Origin of the sequence: Citrobacter sp. Ct235 (assembly GCF_030332305.1) — a bacterium.
Lineage (GTDB): Bacteria > Pseudomonadota > Gammaproteobacteria > Enterobacterales > Enterobacteriaceae > Citrobacter_A > Citrobacter_A telavivensis.
In genome coordinates, this window is sequence record NZ_JAOWIC010000028.1 from 153967 (window position 1) to 173958 (window position 19992).

14 protein-coding genes are annotated in these 19992 nt (G+C 56.2%); 11 read left to right on the top strand and 3 right to left on the bottom strand.

What is annotated here, in order from left to right:
- Positions 1–19: 19 nt before the first annotated feature.
- Genes thiB through thiQ form a run of 3 tightly spaced genes read left to right on the top strand, consistent with a single transcriptional unit; the run spans position 20 to position 3274 of the window.
- Positions 20–1003 carry a thiamine ABC transporter substrate binding subunit gene (gene thiB, locus OGY35_RS01805; protein ID WP_286631264.1) on the top strand — a complete coding sequence of 328 codons (984 nt, stop codon included), beginning with the start codon at positions 20–22 and terminating at the stop codon, positions 1001–1003.
- Entirely contained in the window at positions 979–2589 is a 1611-nt protein-coding gene (thiP, locus tag OGY35_RS01810) for a thiamine/thiamine pyrophosphate ABC transporter permease ThiP (RefSeq protein WP_286631265.1), read from the top strand. The genes thiB and thiP overlap by 25 nt, the downstream gene beginning before the upstream one ends.
- Entirely contained in the window at positions 2573–3274 is a 702-nt protein-coding gene (thiQ, locus tag OGY35_RS01815; RefSeq protein ID WP_152405890.1) for a thiamine ABC transporter ATP-binding protein ThiQ, read from the top strand. Before thiP ends, thiQ begins: the two co-directional genes overlap by 17 nt.
- A gap of 125 nt (positions 3275–3399) precedes the next feature.
- Here thiQ and OGY35_RS01820 read toward each other — a convergent pair whose 3' ends face one another.
- Both OGY35_RS01820 and araC read right to left on the bottom strand, forming a co-directional pair.
- Positions 3400–4167 (bottom strand): DedA family protein, encoded by a 768-nt coding sequence (locus OGY35_RS01820; RefSeq protein ID WP_286631266.1) that lies wholly within the window; start codon positions 4165–4167, stop codon positions 3400–3402.
- A gap of 85 nt (positions 4168–4252) precedes the next feature.
- A complete protein-coding gene (araC, locus tag OGY35_RS01825; RefSeq protein WP_152405892.1) occupies positions 4253–5131 on the bottom strand; it encodes an arabinose operon transcriptional regulator AraC in 879 nt (292 codons plus the stop codon).
- A gap of 339 nt (positions 5132–5470) precedes the next feature.
- On the opposite strand from araC, the gene araB reads away from it, so the two are divergent.
- The 7 genes from araB (at position 5471) to rluA (ending at position 16430) form a co-directional block, all read left to right on the top strand.
- Positions 5471–7180, top strand: coding sequence for a ribulokinase (gene araB / locus OGY35_RS01830; RefSeq protein ID WP_286631267.1), 1710 nt, complete (start codon positions 5471–5473; stop codon positions 7178–7180).
- A 10-nt stretch (positions 7181–7190) separates the two neighbouring features.
- Positions 7191–8693, top strand: a complete 1503-nt coding sequence (gene araA / locus OGY35_RS01835) for an L-arabinose isomerase (protein ID WP_152405894.1) — start codon at positions 7191–7193, stop codon at positions 8691–8693.
- A 95-nt stretch (positions 8694–8788) separates the two neighbouring features.
- On the top strand, positions 8789–9484 hold the full coding sequence (gene araD, locus OGY35_RS01840; protein ID WP_286631268.1) for an L-ribulose-5-phosphate 4-epimerase: 696 nt from the start codon (positions 8789–8791) through the stop codon (positions 9482–9484).
- A 224-nt stretch (positions 9485–9708) separates the two neighbouring features.
- Positions 9709–10323: a YdcF family protein gene (locus OGY35_RS01845; RefSeq protein ID WP_353655471.1), complete on the top strand. Its 615-nt coding sequence runs from the start codon at positions 9709–9711 to the stop codon at positions 10321–10323.
- 43 nt (positions 10324–10366) lie between these two features.
- Positions 10367–12718 carry a DNA polymerase II gene (polB, locus tag OGY35_RS01850; protein WP_286631270.1) on the top strand — a complete coding sequence of 784 codons (2352 nt, stop codon included), beginning with the start codon at positions 10367–10369 and terminating at the stop codon, positions 12716–12718.
- 134 nt (positions 12719–12852) lie between these two features.
- Positions 12853–15759, top strand: coding sequence for an RNA polymerase-associated protein RapA (rapA, locus tag OGY35_RS01855; RefSeq protein ID WP_286631271.1), 2907 nt, complete (start codon positions 12853–12855; stop codon positions 15757–15759).
- An 11-nt stretch (positions 15760–15770) separates the two neighbouring features.
- Positions 15771–16430 carry a bifunctional tRNA pseudouridine(32) synthase/23S rRNA pseudouridine(746) synthase RluA gene (rluA, locus tag OGY35_RS01860; protein WP_152405899.1) on the top strand — a complete coding sequence of 220 codons (660 nt, stop codon included), beginning with the start codon at positions 15771–15773 and terminating at the stop codon, positions 16428–16430.
- A 91-nt stretch (positions 16431–16521) separates the two neighbouring features.
- Here the strand turns inward: rluA and djlA are convergent, their stop codons facing one another.
- Positions 16522–17337, bottom strand: a complete 816-nt coding sequence (djlA, locus tag OGY35_RS01865; RefSeq protein ID WP_286631272.1) for a co-chaperone DjlA — start codon at positions 17335–17337, stop codon at positions 16522–16524.
- A gap of 255 nt (positions 17338–17592) precedes the next feature.
- Between djlA and lptD the strand changes: the two genes are divergently transcribed.
- On the top strand, positions 17593–19950 hold the full coding sequence (gene lptD, locus OGY35_RS01870) for an LPS assembly protein LptD (RefSeq protein ID WP_286631273.1): 2358 nt from the start codon (positions 17593–17595) through the stop codon (positions 19948–19950).
- Positions 19951–19992 lie beyond the last annotated feature (42 nt).

Here is a 19992-nt window from a genome sequence, read left to right on the forward strand (position 1 = left end):
TCTTCTATTGAGGTGCAAAGTGTTAAAAAAATGTCTTCCTTTACTGGTGCTGTGCGCAGCGCCTGCCTTCGCAAAACCGGTCCTGACCGTCTATACCTACGACTCGTTCGCCGCTGACTGGGGCCCTGGCCCGGCGGTGAAAAAAGCCTTTGAAGCCGACTGCAACTGTGAGCTGAAACTGGTGGCGCTGGAAGATGGCGTTTCACTCCTCAACCGTCTGCGGATGGAAGGGAAAAACAGTAAAGCCGACGTGGTGCTTGGGCTGGATAACAACCTGCTGGAAGCGGCGACGCAAACCCAGTTGTTCGCGAAAAGCGGTGTCGCCAGCGAGGCGGTCAATGTCCCTGGCGGCTGGAAGAATGACACCTTCGTTCCGTTTGATTACGGCTACTTCGCTTTCGTGTATGACAAAAACAAACTCAAAAACCCACCGAAGAGCCTGAAGGAACTGGTCGAGAGCGATCAGAAATGGCGAGTGATTTATCAGGATCCGCGCACCAGTACGCCAGGACTTGGGCTGATGCTGTGGATGCAGAAAGTGTATGGCGATAAAACACCGCAGGCATGGCAGAAATTGGCGGCAAAAACTGTCACCGTCACCAAAGGCTGGAGCGAAGCCTATGGCCTGTTCCTGAAAGGGGAAAGCGATCTGGTGCTGAGCTATACCACCTCTCCGGCGTATCACATCATCGAAGAGAAAAAAGAGAACTACGCGGCGGCCAACTTTAGCGAGGGCCATTACCTGCAGGTGGAAGTTGCCGCGCGTACCGCGGCCAGTAAGCAACCTGAACTGGCGGAAAAGTTTCTCAAATTCATGGTCTCGCCCGCGTTTCAGACTGCAATCCCGACCGGCAACTGGATGTATCCGGTGGTGAATGTCCCCCTGCCCGCCGGGTTCGAACAACTGACTAAACCCTCGACCACGCTGGAGTTCACGCCCGCAGAAGTGGCAGCACAACGTCAGGCATGGATTAGCGAATGGCAACGCGCCGTCAGCCGTTAATTGCTGGCTGGCTGGCTCCCGGCCTTTCCGCCGCCACGCTGATGGTGGCGGTGGCGCTGGCCGCCTTTCTGGCACTGTGGTTCAACGCGCCGCAGGCGGCGTGGTCCTCGCTCTGGCAGGACAGCTACCTGTGGCACGTGGTGCGCTTTTCCTTCTGGCAGGCTTTCCTGTCGGCGGTGCTTTCTGTCGTTCCGGCCATCTTCCTTGCTCGTGCGCTGTACCGACGCCGCTTTCCGGGGCGTCTGGCCCTGCTGCGCCTGTGCGCCATGACGCTAATCCTCCCGGTGCTGGTCGCAGTATTTGGTATTCTCAGCGTCTATGGACGCCAGGGGTGGTTAGCCACGCTCTGGCACATGCTCGGGATGGAGTGGACCTTCTCGCCTTACGGATTGCAGGGCATTCTGCTGGCCCACGTCTTTTTTAATATGCCGATGGCAAGCCGCCTGCTGTTGCAGTCGCTGGAAAATATCCCCGGTGAACAGCGTCAGTTGGCCGCACAATTGGGTATTCGCGGCTGGCAGTTCTTCCGTTTTGTTGAGTGGCCGTGGCTGCGCCGCCAGATACCACCGGTCGCCGCGTTGATTTTTATGCTCTGTTTTGCCAGCTTCGCTACCGTCCTGTCGCTGGGCGGCGGGCCGCAGGCGACGACCATCGAACTGGCGATTTATCAGGCGCTGAATTTCGACTACGATCCCGCCCGCGCCGCCATGCTGGCGCTGATCCAGATGGTGTGCTGTCTGGGGCTGATGCTCCTCAGTCAACGATTGAGTAAAGCTATCGCGCCAGGCACCACGCTGGTTCAGGGTTGGCGCGATCCGGACGATCGACTGTACAGCCGTTTAACCGATGCCTTGCTGATCGGTATCGCGCTTCTGCTGTTGCTCCCCCCCCTGCTGGCCGTGATGGTCGATGGGGTGAATCGCCATCTGCTGGACGTGCTTGCGCAGCCCATTTTGTGGCAGGCGGTGTGGACCTCGCTGCGCATTGCGCTGGCTGCGGGTCTGCTGTGCGTGATCCTGACAATGATGCTGCTGTGGAGCAGTCGCGAACTGCGCGCCCGTCAGCAACTACTGGCAGGACAAGCGCTGGAGCTAAGCGGTATGCTTATTCTCGCGATGCCGGGCATTGTGCTGGCCACCGGTTTCTTCCTGTTGCTCAACAACAGCATCGGCCTGCCGGAGTCCGCTGACGGTATCGTGATTTTCACCAATGCGCTGATGGCCATTCCCTACGCCCTGAAAGTGCTGGAAAACCCGATGCGCGATATTACCGCCCGCTACACGATGCTGTGTCAGTCGCTAGGGGTTGAAGGCTGGCGGCGGTTAAAAGTCGTAGAACTGCGGGCACTGAAACGCCCGCTGGCGCAGGCGCTGGCCTTTGCCTGCGTACTGTCTATCGGTGATTTTGGCGTGGTGGCGCTGTTCGGCAACGATGACTTCCGCACCCTGCCGTTTTATCTGTATCAGCAAATTGGCTCTTATCGCAGTCAGGACGGCGCCGTCACTGCGCTCTTACTGCTGATCCTGTGCTTTATTTTATTTACCGTTATTGAGACGTTACCGGGGCGAAATGTTAAAACTGACTGATATCACCTGGCTTTATCACCACCTGCCCATGCGCTTTACGCTGTCCGTGGCACGCGGTGAACAGGTGGCAATTCTGGGGCCGAGTGGCGCTGGGAAAAGTACATTGCTGAGTCTGATCGCTGGTTTTCTCACGCCTGCCCGCGGCACCCTGCTGATCGAAGGGGAAGACCACACCACCACGCCGCCGTCACGCCGCCCGGTTTCGATGCTGTTTCAGGAAAATAATCTGTTCAGCCATTTAAACGTTGAGCAAAACATCGGGCTGGGGCTGGATCCCGGACTGAAATTAAGCGCCGAACAGAAAGAGAAGCGCCGGCATATCGCGCAACAAATGGGGATCGAGACGTTGATGGCTCGCCTGCCCGGCGAGCTTTCCGGCGGCCAGCGCCAGCGTGTGGCGCTGGCACGTTGTCTGGTGCGTGAACAGCCGGTTCTGCTGCTGGACGAACCGTTTTCAGCTCTTGACCCCGCCCTGCGCCAGGAGATGCTGACCCTGGTGAGCGATATCTGCCACGCCCGCCAACTGACGCTACTGATGGTTTCACACAGCGTCGAAGATGCGGCGCGCATCGCCCCGCGCTCAGTCGTCGTGGCCGACGGTCGCATCGCGTGGCAGGGCAAAACCAATGAATTGCTGAGCGGTAGAGCCAGCGCCTCAGCGCTGTTGGGGATTAAGGCTAACTGAAAGGTGTTGCTGAAAAGTGTTGCTGAACGGTGTTGCCGGATGGCGCTGACGCTTATCCGGCCTACGAGATACACGCCATCCGCCAGGAATATCACCTATGAGATACACGCCATCCGCCAGGAATATCAGTATCCCACTACTTTTTGCAGAATATCGATATACACCGGCATCAGCGGGTGGCGGATCAACGTCACCAGCGCGACAATCCCCATCCCCAGCACCATTGGCGCCAGCCAGAGCAGACGTCCTTTTGGCAGGTAGTGCGTTAAACGGTCCGTCGCGGCTTTTCCGCTGCGCCACAGGCGCCAGCACAGCCAGCCGCCAAGCCATAGCAGAACGGCTGTCGCCAGCAGCAGCCACTTAAACTCGCCGCTTTGCATTCCCGCCGGAATATCAATTGCCGCACCGGCCAGAATCCCCGGCAGAAAGTAAAACGGCGGCCAGAGTACGCAACCAATAATATTTGGCGTGATGAATTTCGCCACCGGCAGATCCAGCATCCCGGCGACCATCGGCACCAGCGGGCGCGTCGGTCCGACAAAACGCCCCACAAGAATCGTGAACATACTGTGCTGATGCAGCGCGTGCTCGGTTTTATCCAACAGCGCCTTGTTCTTTTTCATGAACGACCAGCGATGCAGCGGTTTTTTGAAGCGCCAGCCCAGCCAGAACGAGATCCAGTCGCCAAGCAGACAGCCGATAATTCCCGCCAGCCAGGCATGCCAGAAGTTAAGCTCCCCGCTGCCGATCAGGGCACCCAGCCCGGCCATCATTACCGTTCCCGGTAAAATCAACCCCACCAGCGCCAGCGATTCCAGGAAAGCCACCAGCGCCACAGCAATCAAAGAGTACATGGCGGACTGGAGAATGAAATGTTCCAGCAATGCTTGCATAATGCGTCCGTCAGATTTACGAAGCAGGGATTCTGCTAACCCATCCCTGCTTCGTCAAGCCATCAATTGTCTGAATCGTTACAGGTTATGACATCTTTACGGGCACATCATTCACTTTTTCTTCACAACCCGCGCGGAACTCGCTTGGGCTGGCACCGGTACATTTTTTAAAGACGCGGGAGAAATAGAGCTGATCGTCGAACCCGACATTGCGTCCGACGGTGGCAATCGGCATACGTGTCGTACTGAGCAGCAGTTTCGCCTGGCTAATGCGCTGATCCTCACGCCAGCTCAGCACGCTAATGCCCAACTGTTGACGGAACAGGTGCGACAGGCGCGACGGCGACAGGCAGACGTGCTGAGCTACGCTTGCAATATCAAAATGGCTGTCCGCCAGATGATCGCTGATGTACTGACAGGCATCGCGCACGCGGTTATCCATCGGCGGGTGCAGCGACGCATTGATCGCTTCCATACGCCGCAGCAGTAGCTGCTCCAGTAGGTTGATCGCCAGCAGCTCGCAGTAGCGACCTTCCCCCTGTCCGGCGCTGATAATCTGGCCGAACAGTTCATTAAAGTGCGGCTGGTGCACCTCGTCCGGGCGAAAAAAACCGGTCTGCGCAAAGATGGACGGCCAGGTCAACCACTCCTGCCAGTAAGCGCGAGGACGAAAGTAAACCCACTGGTGATACCACTCGCTGGCATCCGGGTGGCGCCCGTAGTGATGAATTTCGCCCGGCGGAAACAGCAAAATATCGCCCGGTCGGCAGACAAACTCTCTGCCATGATTTTTAATCACCCCTTCCCCCCGAATCGTGAGGTTAAGGATATAGCCTTTCATCCCCAACGGCCTGTCGATAAAAAAATCCAGATATCCGTTGGCATCTATCGGCGTTAAACCAGCAACCAGATGCGCGTTAAACGAGTACCCCGGCAGGAGAGGGTCATTTTGCGGTTCAGCCATAATTTCACGACTCCCGAGGTTCAGTGAGGAAACAAATTGTCCATATTACGCAAGGCGGCATTGTTTGCGCCCTGCCTCGCCGCCGCAATGTCACTGGCAGACCATCAATCCCGCGTGTGAAAAGCATTATGTAACAACTCTGCGCGGTGACTGCGACAAAAACGGGTAACAAAAGTGTCTATAACTAGAGCAGAAATGTCCACATTGATTATTTGCACGGCGTCACACTTTGCGATGCCATAGCATTTTAATCCATAAGATTAGCGGATCCTACCTGACGGTTTTTATCCCCACTCACTACTGTTTCTCCATACCCGTATTTCTGGATGGAGTAAGAGGATGGCAATTGCAATTGGCCTCGATTTTGGCAGTGATTCTGTGCGCGCGCTGGCAGTGGAATGCGCCACCGGCGAAGAGATCGCCACCAGCGTTGAGTGGTACCCGAGCTGGCAGGAAGGGCGTTACTGTGACGCGCCGAACAACCGGTTCCGCCACCATCCGCGCGACTACATGGAGTCGATGGAAGCAGCGCTGAAAAGCGTACTGGCTGAACTGAGCGCGGCGCAGCGCGCGGAGGTCGTTGGGATTGGCGTCGACAGTACGGGCTCAACGCCAGCGCCGATTGACGCCGATGGTAACGTGCTGGCGCTCCGGGAAGAGTTCGCGGAAAACCCGAATGCGATGTTCGTCCTGTGGAAAGATCACACCTCGGTGGAAGAAGCCGAAGCGATTACCCGTCTGTGCCATACGCCGGGCAAGGTCGATTACTCCCGCTACATCGGCGGCATTTACTCCAGCGAATGGTTTTGGGCAAAGATCCTTCATGTTACCCGCGAAGACAGCGCGGTCGCCGAGGCCGCTGTCTCCTGGATTGAACTGTGCGACTGGGTGCCTGCCCTGCTTTCTGGCACCACGCGTCCACAGGATCTCCGCCGGGGTCGCTGTAGCGCCGGGCATAAATCACTGTGGCATGAAAGCTGGGGCGGTCTGCCGCCCGCCAGCTTCTTCGACGAACTCGACCCACTGATTAACCAGCATTTGCAGTATCCCCTGTTCACAGACACGTTCACCGCCGATCTGCCGGTTGGGACATTGTGCGCCGAGTGGGCGCAGCGCCTCGGTCTGCCGGAAAATGTCGTCATCTCCGGTGGCGCGTTCGACTGCCACATGGGTGCCGTCGGCGCGGGTGCGCAGCCCAACGCGCTGGTGAAAGTGATTGGTACCTCAACCTGCGACATCCTGATTGCGGATAAACAAAGCGTCGGCGAGCGCGCCGTGAAAGGCATTTGCGGGCAAGTCGACGGCAGCGTGGTGCCCGGTTTCATCGGTCTGGAGGCGGGGCAATCTGCCTTTGGCGATATCTATGCATGGTTTGGCCGCATTCTCGGCTGGCCGCTGGAGCAACTTGCCGCGCAGCACCCGGAACTGAAAGCGCAGATTAACGCCAGTCAGAAGCAACTGCTGCCGGCATTAACCGAAGCCTGGGCGAAGAACCCGTCGCTGGATCACCTGCCGGTGGTGCTTGACTGGTTTAACGGTCGCCGTACGCCGAACGCAAACCAGCGTCTGAAAGGGGTGATGACCGATCTGAATCTGGCCACAGACGCCCCGGCGATGTTTGGCGGGCTGATCGCGGCGACCGCCTTTGGCGCGCGGGCCATTATGGAATGCTTTACCGAACAAGGCATTGCGGTCAACAACGTGATGGCGCTGGGCGGCATCGCCCGGAAAAACAAAGTCATCATGCAGGCCTGCTGCGATGTGCTGAACCGTCCGCTACAAATCGTCGCCTCCGATCAGTGCTGTGCACTCGGTGCAGCCATCTTCGCCGCCGTGGCGGCCAACGTGTATGCCGATATTCCTGCGGCCCAGCGGAAAATGGCCAGCGCAGTGGAAAACACGCTGCAACCTCGCCCCGAACAGGCGCAACGTTTCGAACAGCTCTATCGTCGCTACCAGCAGTGGGCGGTAAGCGCTGAACAACATTATCTTCCGACTGCCACCCCGGTAAATACTGCGCCGGCTGACCAGGCAACCCTGACTCACTAAGGACACGACAATGACTATTTTTGATAACTATGAAGTGTGGTTTGTAATTGGCAGCCAGCACTTGTACGGCCCTGAGACGCTGCGTCAGGTAACTCAGCACGCTGAGCACGTCGTCAAGGCGCTGAATACCGAAGCCAAACTGCCCTGCAAGCTGGTGTTAAAACCGCTGGGGACCACACCGGATGAGATCACCGCCATTTGCCGTGACGCTAACTATGACGAACGCTGTGCGGGTCTGGTGGTCTGGTTGCATACCTTCTCTCCGGCCAAAATGTGGATCAACGGCCTGACGACGCTCAACAAGCCACTGCTGCAATTCCACACCCAGTTCAATGCCGCCCTGCCGTGGGACAGCATCGATATGGACTTTATGAACCTGAACCAGACCGCGCACGGCGGTCGTGAGTTCGGTTTCATTGGCGCACGTATGCGTCAACAGCACGCGGTCGTAACCGGTCACTGGCAGGACCCACAGGCGCAGCAACGCATCGGTTCCTGGATGCGCCATGCGGTATCGAAACAGGATACCCGTCATCTGAAAGTGTGCCGCTTTGGCGATAACATGCGTGAAGTGGCGGTCACCGATGGCGATAAAGTCGCCGCGCAGATCAAGTTCGGCTTCTCGGTTAACACCTGGGCGGTCGGCGATCTGGTGCAGGTGGTCAATTCCATCAGCGATGGTGACATCAACGCCCTGATTGATGAATACGAAAGCAGCTATACCCTGACCGCCGCCACTCAGGTTCACGGCGAAAAACGCCAGAACGTGCTGGAGGCAGCGCGGATCGAGTTGGGTATGAAGCGCTTTCTGGAACAGGGTGGCTTCCACGCGTTCACCACCACCTTTGAAGATTTACACGGTCTGAAACAGCTTCCGGGTCTGGCCGTACAGCGTCTGATGCAGCAAGGCTATGGCTTTGCCGGCGAAGGCGACTGGAAAACTGCCGCTCTGCTTCGCATCATGAAAGTGATGTCAACCGGTCTGCAGGGCGGCACCTCTTTTATGGAGGATTACACCTATCACTTCGAAAAAGGCAACGATCTGGTACTCGGCTCCCATATGCTGGAAGTCTGCCCGACCATCGCCGTGGAAGACAAACCGATCCTCGACGTCCAGCATCTCGGCATTGGCGGTAAAGATGCCCCTGCCCGCCTGATCTTCAACACCCAAACCGGTCCGGCGATCGTTGCCAGCCTGATCGACCTCGGCGATCGCTACCGTCTGCTGGTCAACGGCATCGACACCGTGAAGACCCCGCACGCGCTGCCAAAATTGCCCGTCGCGAACGCACTGTGGAAAGCGCAGCCGGATCTACCGACCGCGTCTGAAGCGTGGATCCTGGCCGGCGGCGCGCACCATACCGTCTTCAGTCATGCGCTGGATCTGAACGACATGCGTCAGTTCGCCGAAATGCACGATATCGAAATCACCGTGATTGATAACGATACGCGCCTGCCCGCCTTCAAGGACGCGCTGCGCTGGAACGAAGTGTATTACGGCTTTAAACGTTAAGCGAATGGTTGCCTGATGGCGCTTTGCTTATCAGGCCTACCTCTCTGCGTAGGCCTGAAAAGGCGTTTACGCCGTCATCAGGCAGGGAGAAAAACATGCTAGAAAATCTCAAACGTCAGGTGCTGGAAGCGAATCTGGCGCTGCCAACGCACAACCTGGTCACCCTCACCTGGGGGAACGTCAGCGCGGTCGATCGCGAGCGCGGCGTCTTTGTGATCAAACCTTCCGGCGTCGATTACAGCGTAATGACCGCAGAAGATATGGTGGTTGTCAGCATCGCGACAGGGGAAGTGGTTGAAGGTAAGAAAAAGCCGTCGTCCGATACGCCGACGCACCGTCTGTTGTACCAGGCTTTTCCCACTATTGGCGGTATTGTGCATACCCATTCGCGCCATGCGACCATCTGGGCGCAGGCCGGACAGCCCATTCCGGCAACGGGGACTACGCACGCCGACTATTTCTATGGCGCGATTCCCTGCACCCGCAAAATGACCGACAGCGAAATCAACGGCGAGTATGAGTGGGAAACCGGCAACGTGATTGTCGAAACCTTTGCAAAACAGGGCATCGACGCCGCGCAGATGCCAGGGGTGCTGGTGCATTCACACGGACCCTTCGCGTGGGGGAAAAATGCCGAAGACGCCTTGCATAACGCCATCGTCTTAGAAGAGGTCGCCTATATGGGCATTTTCTGCCGCCAGCTCGCGCCACAGTTACCGGATATGCAGCAAACGCTGCTGGACAAGCATTATCTGCGCAAACACGGGGCTAAAGCCTATTACGGGCAGTAACATGCAATAAGCGCTCGTCAGACCGTTGCGCTTTCCCTTATTATCAGGCTCCATACCCAATGGATTTCGAGTCGCATTGCGATGGCTTTTCCATGAATCCCCAGAAGCATAGATAATATGATGTGACTGGGGTGAACAGAAGAAGCCAACAAAAATGCGGCTTGAACGACGAAGGGAATCTATTCCGCGAATGCGCTTAGCACTCCCCTCACTGGAGCTGGGATATTCAACACATCGTCAGAGTCGTCACATTCCTCATCGTCGTTATCGCTGCCGTGTTTACCTGGAACGCGGTCGTTATTTATCAGTTCAGTCTGGAAGATGAGACGCGACCTGCGGACTGCGCAATTGTTGCAGGCGCTGGCGTCGATGGAGGGCGACCGTCACCGGTCTTTGAAGCCAGACTGAATCACGCCATTTGGCTTTATCAGCAGGGTCTGGTACGCGCGCTGGTGCTAACCGGAGGTTACAGCGCCGGGGCATCCGCTTCCGATGCGGCGATTGCCCGACAATATGTGCTGGGAAAAGGCGTTCCTGCCAGGGCGATTTTTATTGAAGAGCACTCTACGATCACTCGCGAAAATATCCGCTATGCGAAGCAAATCCTGCTGCGCCAGCGGTGGCATACCGCGCTATTGGTGAGCGATCCACTGCATATGCGGCGCCTGAAAACGCTCGCCGAAGATGATGGCATTGAGAGTTGGTCATCCCCCACCTCATCAACCCGTTACCAAACCTGGCTGGCGCAAGCGCGTTTTTTACTTCGTGAATCCTTTTACTACAGTGGATACCTCATCCTGCGGCACACGCCTGTACAAAATAACAGTATCCCTGAGTAAACTAGGCTATAATCATGCCTGGTTTTTTTGATGGATACACAGCGTGGCGCAGTCAGGTTTTATCTTAACCCGGCACTGGCGGGATACGTCGCAGGGAACAGAAGTCACCTTCTGGCTGGCAACAGACAGCGGGCCTTTGCAGGTTACGCTTGCGCCACAGGAATCCGTTGCGTTTATCCCCACCGCACATACCGCCCGCGTCACGTCGTTATTGAGTGCTGAAAATGGCTACCGCCTGACGCCGCTTAACCTTAAAGATTTTCATCGTCAGCCGGTTTCGGGTCTTTACTGTCGCTCGCATCGCCAGTTGATGCGTCTGGAAAAGCTGTTGCGTGAGAACGGCGTGACGGTTTATGAAGGCGATGTCCGCCCGCCGGAACGCTATCTGATGGAACGCTTTATCACCTCGCCGGTGTGGGTCGAAGGTGAGACACGCAACGGTGCCATCATTAATGCGCGATTAAAACCCCATCCCGACTATCGTCCGCCGCTCAAGTGGCTTTCTCTGGATATTGAGACCACCCGCCACGGCGAGTTGTACTGCATTGGACTGGAAGGCTGCGGACAGCGCGTTGTCTATATGCTCGGCCCCGAAAATGGCGAGGCGTCGACGCTCGACTTCCAGCTTGAGTACGTCAACAGTCGCCCGCAACTGCTGGAAAAGCTGAACGAGTGGATTGCCCGCCACGATCCCGACCTCATCATTGGCTGGAATCTGGTGCAGTTCGACCTGCGCGTGTTGCAAAAACATGCTGAGCGCTACCGTATCCCGCTGCGTTTTGGCCGCGATAACAGCGAACTCGAATGGCGTGAACACGGTTTTAAAAATGGCGTTTTTTTTGCTCAGGCCAAAGGTCGGCTGATTATTGACGGCATTGAGGCGCTGAAGTCTGCCTTCTGGAATTTCTCGTCGTTTTCGCTGGAGACCGTTTCGCAGGAGCTGCTTGGGGAAGGCAAATCGATCGATAATCCGTGGGATCGCATGGATGAAATCGACAGGCGTTTTGCCGAGGATAAACCCGCGCTTGCCATGTATAACCTGAAAGATTGTGAACTGGTAACGCGAGTCTTTCATAAAACCGAGATCGTACCGTTCCTGTTAGAGCGTTCCACGGTCAACGGATTACCTGTCGATCGCCACGGTGGTTCGGTCGCCGCCTTCGGCCATCTCTATTTTCCGCGTATGCACCGCGCCGGGTACGTCGCGCCGAACCTCGGTGAAATTCCGCCTCACGCCAGCCCCGGCGGTTACGTGATGGATTCACGTCCCGGTTTGTATGATTCCGTGCTGGTGCTGGATTATAAAAGCCTGTACCCCTCGATCATTCGCACCTTTTTGATAGATCCCGTCGGTCTGGTGGAAGGGATGGCGCACCCGGATCCCGAACACAGCACCGAAGGGTTCCTCGACGCCTGGTTCTCGCGGGAAAAACACTGCTTGCCGGAGATCGTGACGAATATCTGGCACGGTCGCGACGACGCCAAGCGGCACGGCAACAAACCGCTTTCTCAGGCGCTGAAGATCATCATGAATGCCTTTTACGGTGTGCTCGGCACGACGGCCTGCCGCTTCTTCGATCCCCGCCTGGCCTCGTCGATCACCATGCGCGGTCACGCGATCATGCGCCAGACCAAAGCGCTCATTGAAGCCCAGGGGTATGACGTGATTTATGGTGATACCGACTCCACCTTCGTCTGGCTGAAACGCGCCCACACGGAAGAGGAAGCGGCGAAAATTGGCCGTGCGCTGGTGGAACACGTCAACGCCTGGTGGACGCAGTCGCTACAAGAGAAAAATCTCACCAGCGCGCTGGAACTGGAATATGAAACGCATTTCTGCCGCTTTCTGATGCCCACCATCCGCGGGGCGGATACCGGCAGCAAAAAACGCTATGCGGGCCTGATTCAGGAAGGAGAGCGCCAGCGGATGGTGTTTAAAGGTCTGGAAACCGTGCGCACCGACTGGACGCCGCTGGCGCAACAGTTCCAGCAGGAGTTGTATTTGCGTATTTTTCGTAATGAACCGTATCAGGATTACGTTCGCGACACCATTGATCGACTGATGGCAGGTGAACTGGACGATCGCCTGGTCTATCGCAAGCGCCTGCGTCGACCGTTGAGCGAGTACCAGCGCAACGTCCCGCCGCACGTGCGCGCCGCCAGACTGGCTGACGAAGAAAACCTGAAGCGGGGACGTCCGGCGCAGTACCAGAACCGCGGCACTATCCAGTATGTCTGGACCCTGAACGGCCCGGAGCCAAAGGATTATCAACACTCGCCGCTGGATTATGAACACTATCTGACGCGTCAGCTTCAGCCCGTCGCGGAAGGAATTCTTCCCTTCATTGATGATAACTTTGCTACACTACTGACAGGCCAATTAGGGTTATTTTGACGCGTGACGAATCCATCGCCATCCATTACCATAGCGCCCTTTCCATTCCTGGACCCAATTTACCGTTCTGCCATAGCATCTCCCTGGCAGAGGGTGATTATTGCCTGCAATTAAAGAAATAGAGCCGAACAAATATGCCTTTTACACTTGGTCAACGCTGGATCAGCGATACAGAAAGCGAACTGGGACTTGGAACCGTCGTCGCAATGGATGCGCGCACCGTCACTTTACTTTTCCCCTCCACTGGTGAAAACCGTCTGTATGCGCGTAGCGACTCCCCCGTGACCCGCGTGATGTTCAACCCTGGCGATACCATTACCAGCCATGAAGGCTGGCAACTGCAAATCGATGAAGTAAAAGAAGAAAGCGGTTTGCTTGCCTACATTGGTACCCGTCTTGATACCGAAGAAACCGGCGTGACGCTGCGTGAAGTTCTGCTCGACAGTAAACTGGCGTTCAGTAAACCGCAGGATCGTCTGTTTGCCGGTCAGATTGACCGCATGGACCGGTTTGCGCTGCGCTATCGCGCGCGTAAATTTCAGAGCGAACAGTACCGTATGCCGTGGAGCGGTCTGCGCGGACAGCGCACCAGTCTGATCCCTCACCAGTTAAACATCGCCCACGATGTGGGGCGTCGTCATGCGCCGCGCGTGCTGTTGGCGGATGAAGTGGGTCTGGGGAAAACCATTGAAGCCGGGATGATCCTGCACCAACAACTGCTGTCCTGCGCGGCAGAACGCGTGCTGGTCATTGTGCCGGAGACTTTACAACATCAGTGGCTGGTCGAAATGCTGCGCCGTTTTAACCTGCGTTTCGCCCTGTTTGACGACGAACGCTACGCCGAAGCACAGCACGATGCGCTGAACCCGTTTGAAACCGAACAGTTGGTTATCTGTTCACTGGATTTCGCCCGCCGCAACAAACAGCGGCTGGAACATCTGTGTGATGCCGAGTGGGATCTGCTGGTTGTCGATGAAGCCCACCACCTTGTCTGGAGCGAAGAGGCACCGAGCCGCGAGTATCTGGCGATAGAACAACTGGCGGAACGTGTGCCAGGCGTACTCTTGCTGACCGCCACCCCGGAACAACTGGGTATGGAAAGCCACTTTGCGCGTCTGCGCCTGCTGGATCCCAACCGCTTCCACGATTTCGAACAATTTGTTGAAGAGCAGAAAAACTATCGTCCGGTGGCCGACGCCGTCGCTATGCTGCTGGCTGGTAACAAACTCAGCAATGAAGAGCTCAACATGCTGGGTGAACTGATCGGCGAGCAGGATATAGAGCCGCTGCTGCAAACCGCCAATAGTGACCGTGACGGTGCGCAGAACGCGCGTCAGGAACTGGTCTCCATGCTGATGGACCGCCACGGCACCAGCCGCGTGCTGTTCCGTAACACCCGTAACGGCGTGAAAGGCTTCCCGAAACGCGAACTGCACACCATTAAGCTGCCGCTGCCGACGCAGTATCAGACTGCTATTAAAGTGTCCGGCATCATGGGGGCCCGCAAAAACGCCGAGGACAGAGCGCGCGATATGCTCTATCCGGAACAGATTTATCAGGAATTTGAAGGCGATACCGGCACCTGGTGGAACTTCGACCCGCGCGTTGAGTGGCTGATGGGCTACCTGACCAGCCATCGCTCGCAGAAAGTGCTGGTGATCTGCGCGAAGGCAACAACCGCCCTGCAACTGGAACAAGTGCTGCGCGAACGTGAAGGTATCCGCGCCGCCGTCTTCCACGAAGGCATGTCAATTATCGAACGCGACCGTGCCGCCGCCTGGTTTGGCGAAGAGGACAGCGGCGCGCAGGTGCTGTTGTGCTCAGAAATCGGCTCAGAAGGACGTAACTTCCAGTTTGCAAGCAACCTGGTGATGTTCGACCTGCCGTTTAACCCGGACCTGCTGGAGCAGCGTATTGGCCGCCTCGACCGTATCGGCCAGGCGCACGATATCCAAATCCATGTCCCATACTTAGAGAAAACCGCCCAGTCGGTGCTGGTTCGCTGGTATCACGAAGGTCTGGACGCGTTCGAACACACCTGCCCGACCGGTCGCGCCATCTATGACATGGTCTACAGCAACCTGATCAACTATCTGGCGGCACCCGAAGAGACCGACGGCTTTGATGAACTGATCAAAACCTGTCGCGAACAGCATGAAGCGCTGAAGTTACAACTGGAGCAGGGCCGTGACCGCCTGCTGGAGATCCATTCCAACGGCGGCGAAAAGGCGCAACAACTGGCTGAAAGCATCGAAGAGCAGGATGATGACACTAACCTTATCGCCTTTGCCATGAACCTGTTTGATATCGTGGGGATTAATCAGGACGATCGCGGTGAAAACCTGATTGTGCTGACCCCGTCCGATCACATGCTGGTCCCGGATTTTCCGGGCCTGCCGGAAGACGGCTGCACCATTACCTTTGAGCGTGACGTGGCGCTGTCGCGTGAAGATGCCCAGTTTATTACCTGGGAACACCCGCTGATTCGTAACGGTCTGGACCTCATCCTCTCCGGCGATACCGGCAGTAGCACCATTTCGTTGCTGAAGAACAAAAGCTTGCCGGTTGGAACGCTGCTGCTGGAACTGGTCTATGTCGTTGAGGCGCAGGCGCCGAAACAGCTTCAGCTTAACCGCTTCCTGCCGCCGACGCCGGTACGCATGCTGCTGGATAAAAACGGCAATAACCTCGCCGCACAGGTAGAGTTTGAAACCTTCAACCGCCAGCTGAGCGCCGTTAACCGCCACACCGGCAGCAAGCTGGTCAACGCGGTGCAGCAGGATGTACATGCGATTCTGCAACTGGGTGAGGCGCAGGTTGAGAAGTCTGCCCGCGCCCTGATTGACGCCGCGCGTAATGAAGCGGATGAAAAACTGTCTGGCGAACTGTCGCGCCTGGAAGCGCTGCGCGCCGTCAACCCGAACATACGTGATGACGAACTTGCGGCAATTGAAAGCAACCGTCAGCAGGTGCTGGAAAGCCTCGATCAGGCGGGATGGCGTCTGGATTCACTGCGTCTCATCGTCGTCACGCATCAGTAACGGAGCCAAAAATGGGGATGGAAAACTACAATCCGCCACAGGATCCCTGGCTGGTGATCCTGTATCAGGATGAGCACATAATGGTAGTCAACAAGCCGAGCGGCTTGTTATCTGTGCCGGGGCGTCTTGAGGAACATAAAGACAGCGTGATGACGCGTATTCAACGCGACTATCCGCAGGCAGAATCTGTGCATCGTCTGGATATGGCGACCAGCGGCGTGATTGTAGTAGCCCTCACCAAAGCGGCAGAGCGGGAGTTGAAGCGTCAGTTTCGCGAGCGTGAGCCGAAAAAACAGTATGTGGCGCGGGTATGGGGACATCCCGCGCCCGCAGAGGGACTGGTGGATTTACCGCTGATCTGCGACTGGCCGAATCGCCCGAAGCAGAAAGTGTGTTATGAAACCGGCAAAGCGGCGCAGACCGAATATGAAGTGGTGGAGTTTGCGGCAGATAACACTGCGCGAGTCGTGTTGAAGCCCATCACCGGACGTTCGCATCAACTGCGCGTCCATATGCTGGCGCTAGGTCATCCGATTCTCGGTGACCGCTTTTATGCGCCACCCGACGCGCTGGCGATGGCCCCCCGACTGCAACTGCATGCCGAGATGCTGACCATCACCCACCCCGCGTACGGCAATAGCATGACGTTTAAAGCGCCGGCGGATTTTTAACAATAATGCCTGATGGCGCTACGCTTATCAGGCCTACGTTCGGGCGTTGTAGGCCGGATAAGACGCGTTGCGTCGCCATCCGGCAAAACCATTATTTAAAGCCTTTCTGTTCTTTGATCAGCTCGTAAGCCTTCTGAATTTCCTGCGCTTTTTGCTTCGCCATCTCCATCATTTCGGGCGGCAGACCTTTCGCCACCAGCTTATCCGGATGGTGCTCGCTCATCTGCTTACGGTAAGCGCGTTTGATGGTGGTCGCATCGTCAGTGGGTTTAACCCCCAGTACGTTGCAGGCATCCTCCAGCGTCGGGCCACGCTGCGCCTGCTGCCAGCCACCGCCGCCGGACTGCTGCTGATAGCCGCCGCCAAAATGCGCGCCACCCTGCATCATACGCAGGAACTGATCGAACTGAGTACGGGAAATGCCCAGCTCTTCGGCAATCACATACAGCACTTCACGCTCGTTGGGATGCAGCGATCCGTCGGCAAACGCCGCCTGAATCTGAATTTCGAGAAACATGCGAATCAGATCGAAACGGCCAAAACAGACGCTACGAAACTGGCGCATTTTTTCACGTAACGGGTAATTATCTGATTTTCCGATGCGGAACGCATTTTGCGCAGCCGATCGCGATTCACCGTGCAAATTCATCCGATCCATCAGTACATTAGCGACATGAATATCTGCTTCAGTGACGCGCCCTTTCGATTTGGTTAAGTGCCCCATCACCTCAAAGGTGGTGGCAAAAAACAGCGCCTGACGCTCACGCTGGTTGGCAAACCACGCCATTTTTCGGCTGCGGGCCTTATCGAACATGTGGCCGATCAACAGCCCCAGAACCACGCCCCAAAAGCCGCCGCCCATGAGCAGAGCCATGGCCACGCCAATTATTTTTCCCCAGTACTGCATAGACTCCCCAATTTGTCTCACTCCCGGTGAGGCCAGGTCCCACAAAACAAGCGGCTTTTTACGATCTTCCGGCTACGGTCAATTGTGGGACATCGCCTATAATTTGCATTATCATACCTGTCATTCACAGCCGTGACTAACACCACAGACGCTATAGCGGCAGGATTAACACTAGCGCTACGAACATGAGTAAGTTAGGCTGTGGCGGTTTGTCACGCGCGACGCTACTGATGATGGAACAATAAAATACAACGTATGAAAAAACGTATTCCCACCCTCCTGGCCACCATGATTGCCACAGCCCTTTACAGTCAACAGGGTCTGGCAGCCAGTCTCGCCTCACAGTGTATGTTAGGCGTGCCAAGCTATGACCGTCCTCTGGTGCAGGGCGAGACAAATGAACTCCCCGTCACAATTAATGCCGATCACGCGAAAGGGAATTATCCCGATGACGCGGTGTTTACCGGCAATGTGGACATCATGCAGGGCAACAGTCGACTGCAGGCCGATGAGGTACAGCTTCATCAGAAAGAGGCTCAGGGTCAGCCTGAGCCCGTGCGTACCGTCGATGCGCTCGGCAACGTCCATTACGATGACAACCAGGTTATCCTGAAAGGACCGAAGGGTTGGGCGAACCTGAACACCAAAGATACCAACGTCTGGGAAGGTGACTACCAGATGGTGGGCCGTCAGGGGCGTGGTAAAGCCGACCTGATGAAACAGCGCGGCGAGAACCGCTATACCATTCTTGAGAACGGGACCTTCACCTCCTGTCTGCCGGGTTCTGATACCTGGAGCGTCGTCGGTAGCGAAGTGATTCACGACCGCGAAGAGCAGGTCGCGGAAATCTGGAACGCCCGCTTTAAGCTGGGTCCGGTTCCTGTTTTTTACAGTCCGTATTTGCAGTTGCCGGTGGGGGATAAACGCCGCTCCGGTTTCCTGATCCCCAACGCCAAGTATTCGTCGAAGAACTATTTTGAGTTCTATCTGCCGTATTACTGGAACATCGCGCCAAACATGGATGCGACCCTGACGCCGCACTATATGCACCGTCGTGGCGGGGTGATGTGGGAGAACGAATTCCGTTACCTGAGTCAGGCGGGCGCTGGCCTGATGGAGTTCGACTATCTCAATTCCGACCGCGTCTACAGCGATGAGCATCCGAAAGATGACAACTCGCGCCGCTGGTTATTCTACTGGCAACACTCGGGTGTCATGGATCAGGTGTGGCGTTTCAACGTCAACTACACCAAGGTGAGCGACCCTAGCTACTTTAACGATTTCGATAACAAGTACGGTTCCAGTACCGACGGTTACGCCACGCAGAAATTCAGCGTGGGCTACGCGGTGCAGAACTTTGATGCGACGGTCTCTACCAAGCAGTTCCAGGTGTTCGATACGGCAAACAGCAAAAGCTATTCCGCGCAGCCGCAGTTAGACGTCAACTTCTATCAGAACGATCTGGGTCCGTTTGATACCCGTATTTACGGTCAGGCCGTGCATTTTGTGAATACCAATGACAACATGCCGGAAGCGACGCGTCTGCACCTGGAGCCGACCATCAACCTGCCGCTGTCAAACCAGTGGGGCAGCATCAACACCGAAGCGAAACTGCTGGCGACCCATTATCAGCAGACCAATCTGGACTGGTATAACAATAATCCTGATAACACTAAACTGGATGATTCCGCCAACCGCGTGATGCCGCAGTTTAAAGTCGACGGTAAGATGGTCTTTGAACGGGATATGAATATGCTCGCGCCGGGTTACACCCAGACGCTGGAGCCGCGCGCGCAGTACCTGTACGTGCCGTATCGTGACCAGAGCGGCATTTACAACTACGACTCTTCCCTGCTGCAATCTGACTATACCGGCCTATTCCGTGACCGCAGCTATGGCGGTCTGGACCGCATTGCTTCCGCTAACCAGGTCACGACCGGCGTCACATCTCGCGTTTATGATGACGCTGCCGTTGAACGTTTTAACGTTTCTGTTGGTCAAATCTACTATTTCACGGAGTCTCGCACCGGCGATGACAATATCCAATGGGAGAACGATAACCAGACAGGTTCATTAGTATGGGCAGGTGACACCTACTGGCGTATTTCGGAACGCTGGGGTCTGCGCGGCGGCATTCAGTACGACACTCGTCTGGACAGCGTCGCCACCAGCAGCTCCAGTCTTGAATACCGTCGCGATGAAGACCGTCTGGTCCAGTTGAACTACCGTTACGCCAGTCCGGAGTATATTCAGGCGACGTTGCCAGCACGATATTCCACGGCAGAACAGTACAAAAACGGGATCAGCCAGATCGGTACCGTTGCCAGTTGGCCGATTGCTGACCGCTGGTCCATTGTCGGCGCTTATTATTTTGATACGAATGTGAATAAACCTGCCGACCAAATGTTAGGTGTGCAGTACAACTCCTGCTGTTATGCAATTCGCGTCGGTTACGAGCGTAAGCTGAACGGTTGGGATAGCGATAAAGAACACGCGGTATATGACAACGTGATTGGCTTTAACATCGAACTTCGCGGCCTGAGCTCCAACTACGGTCTCGGCACGAGCGAGATGTTGCGTTCCAACATTTTGCCATATCAAAACTCTTTGTGATCTGATTGATTTACCACGTAATCCGCAGTGCGGTTAATTGAA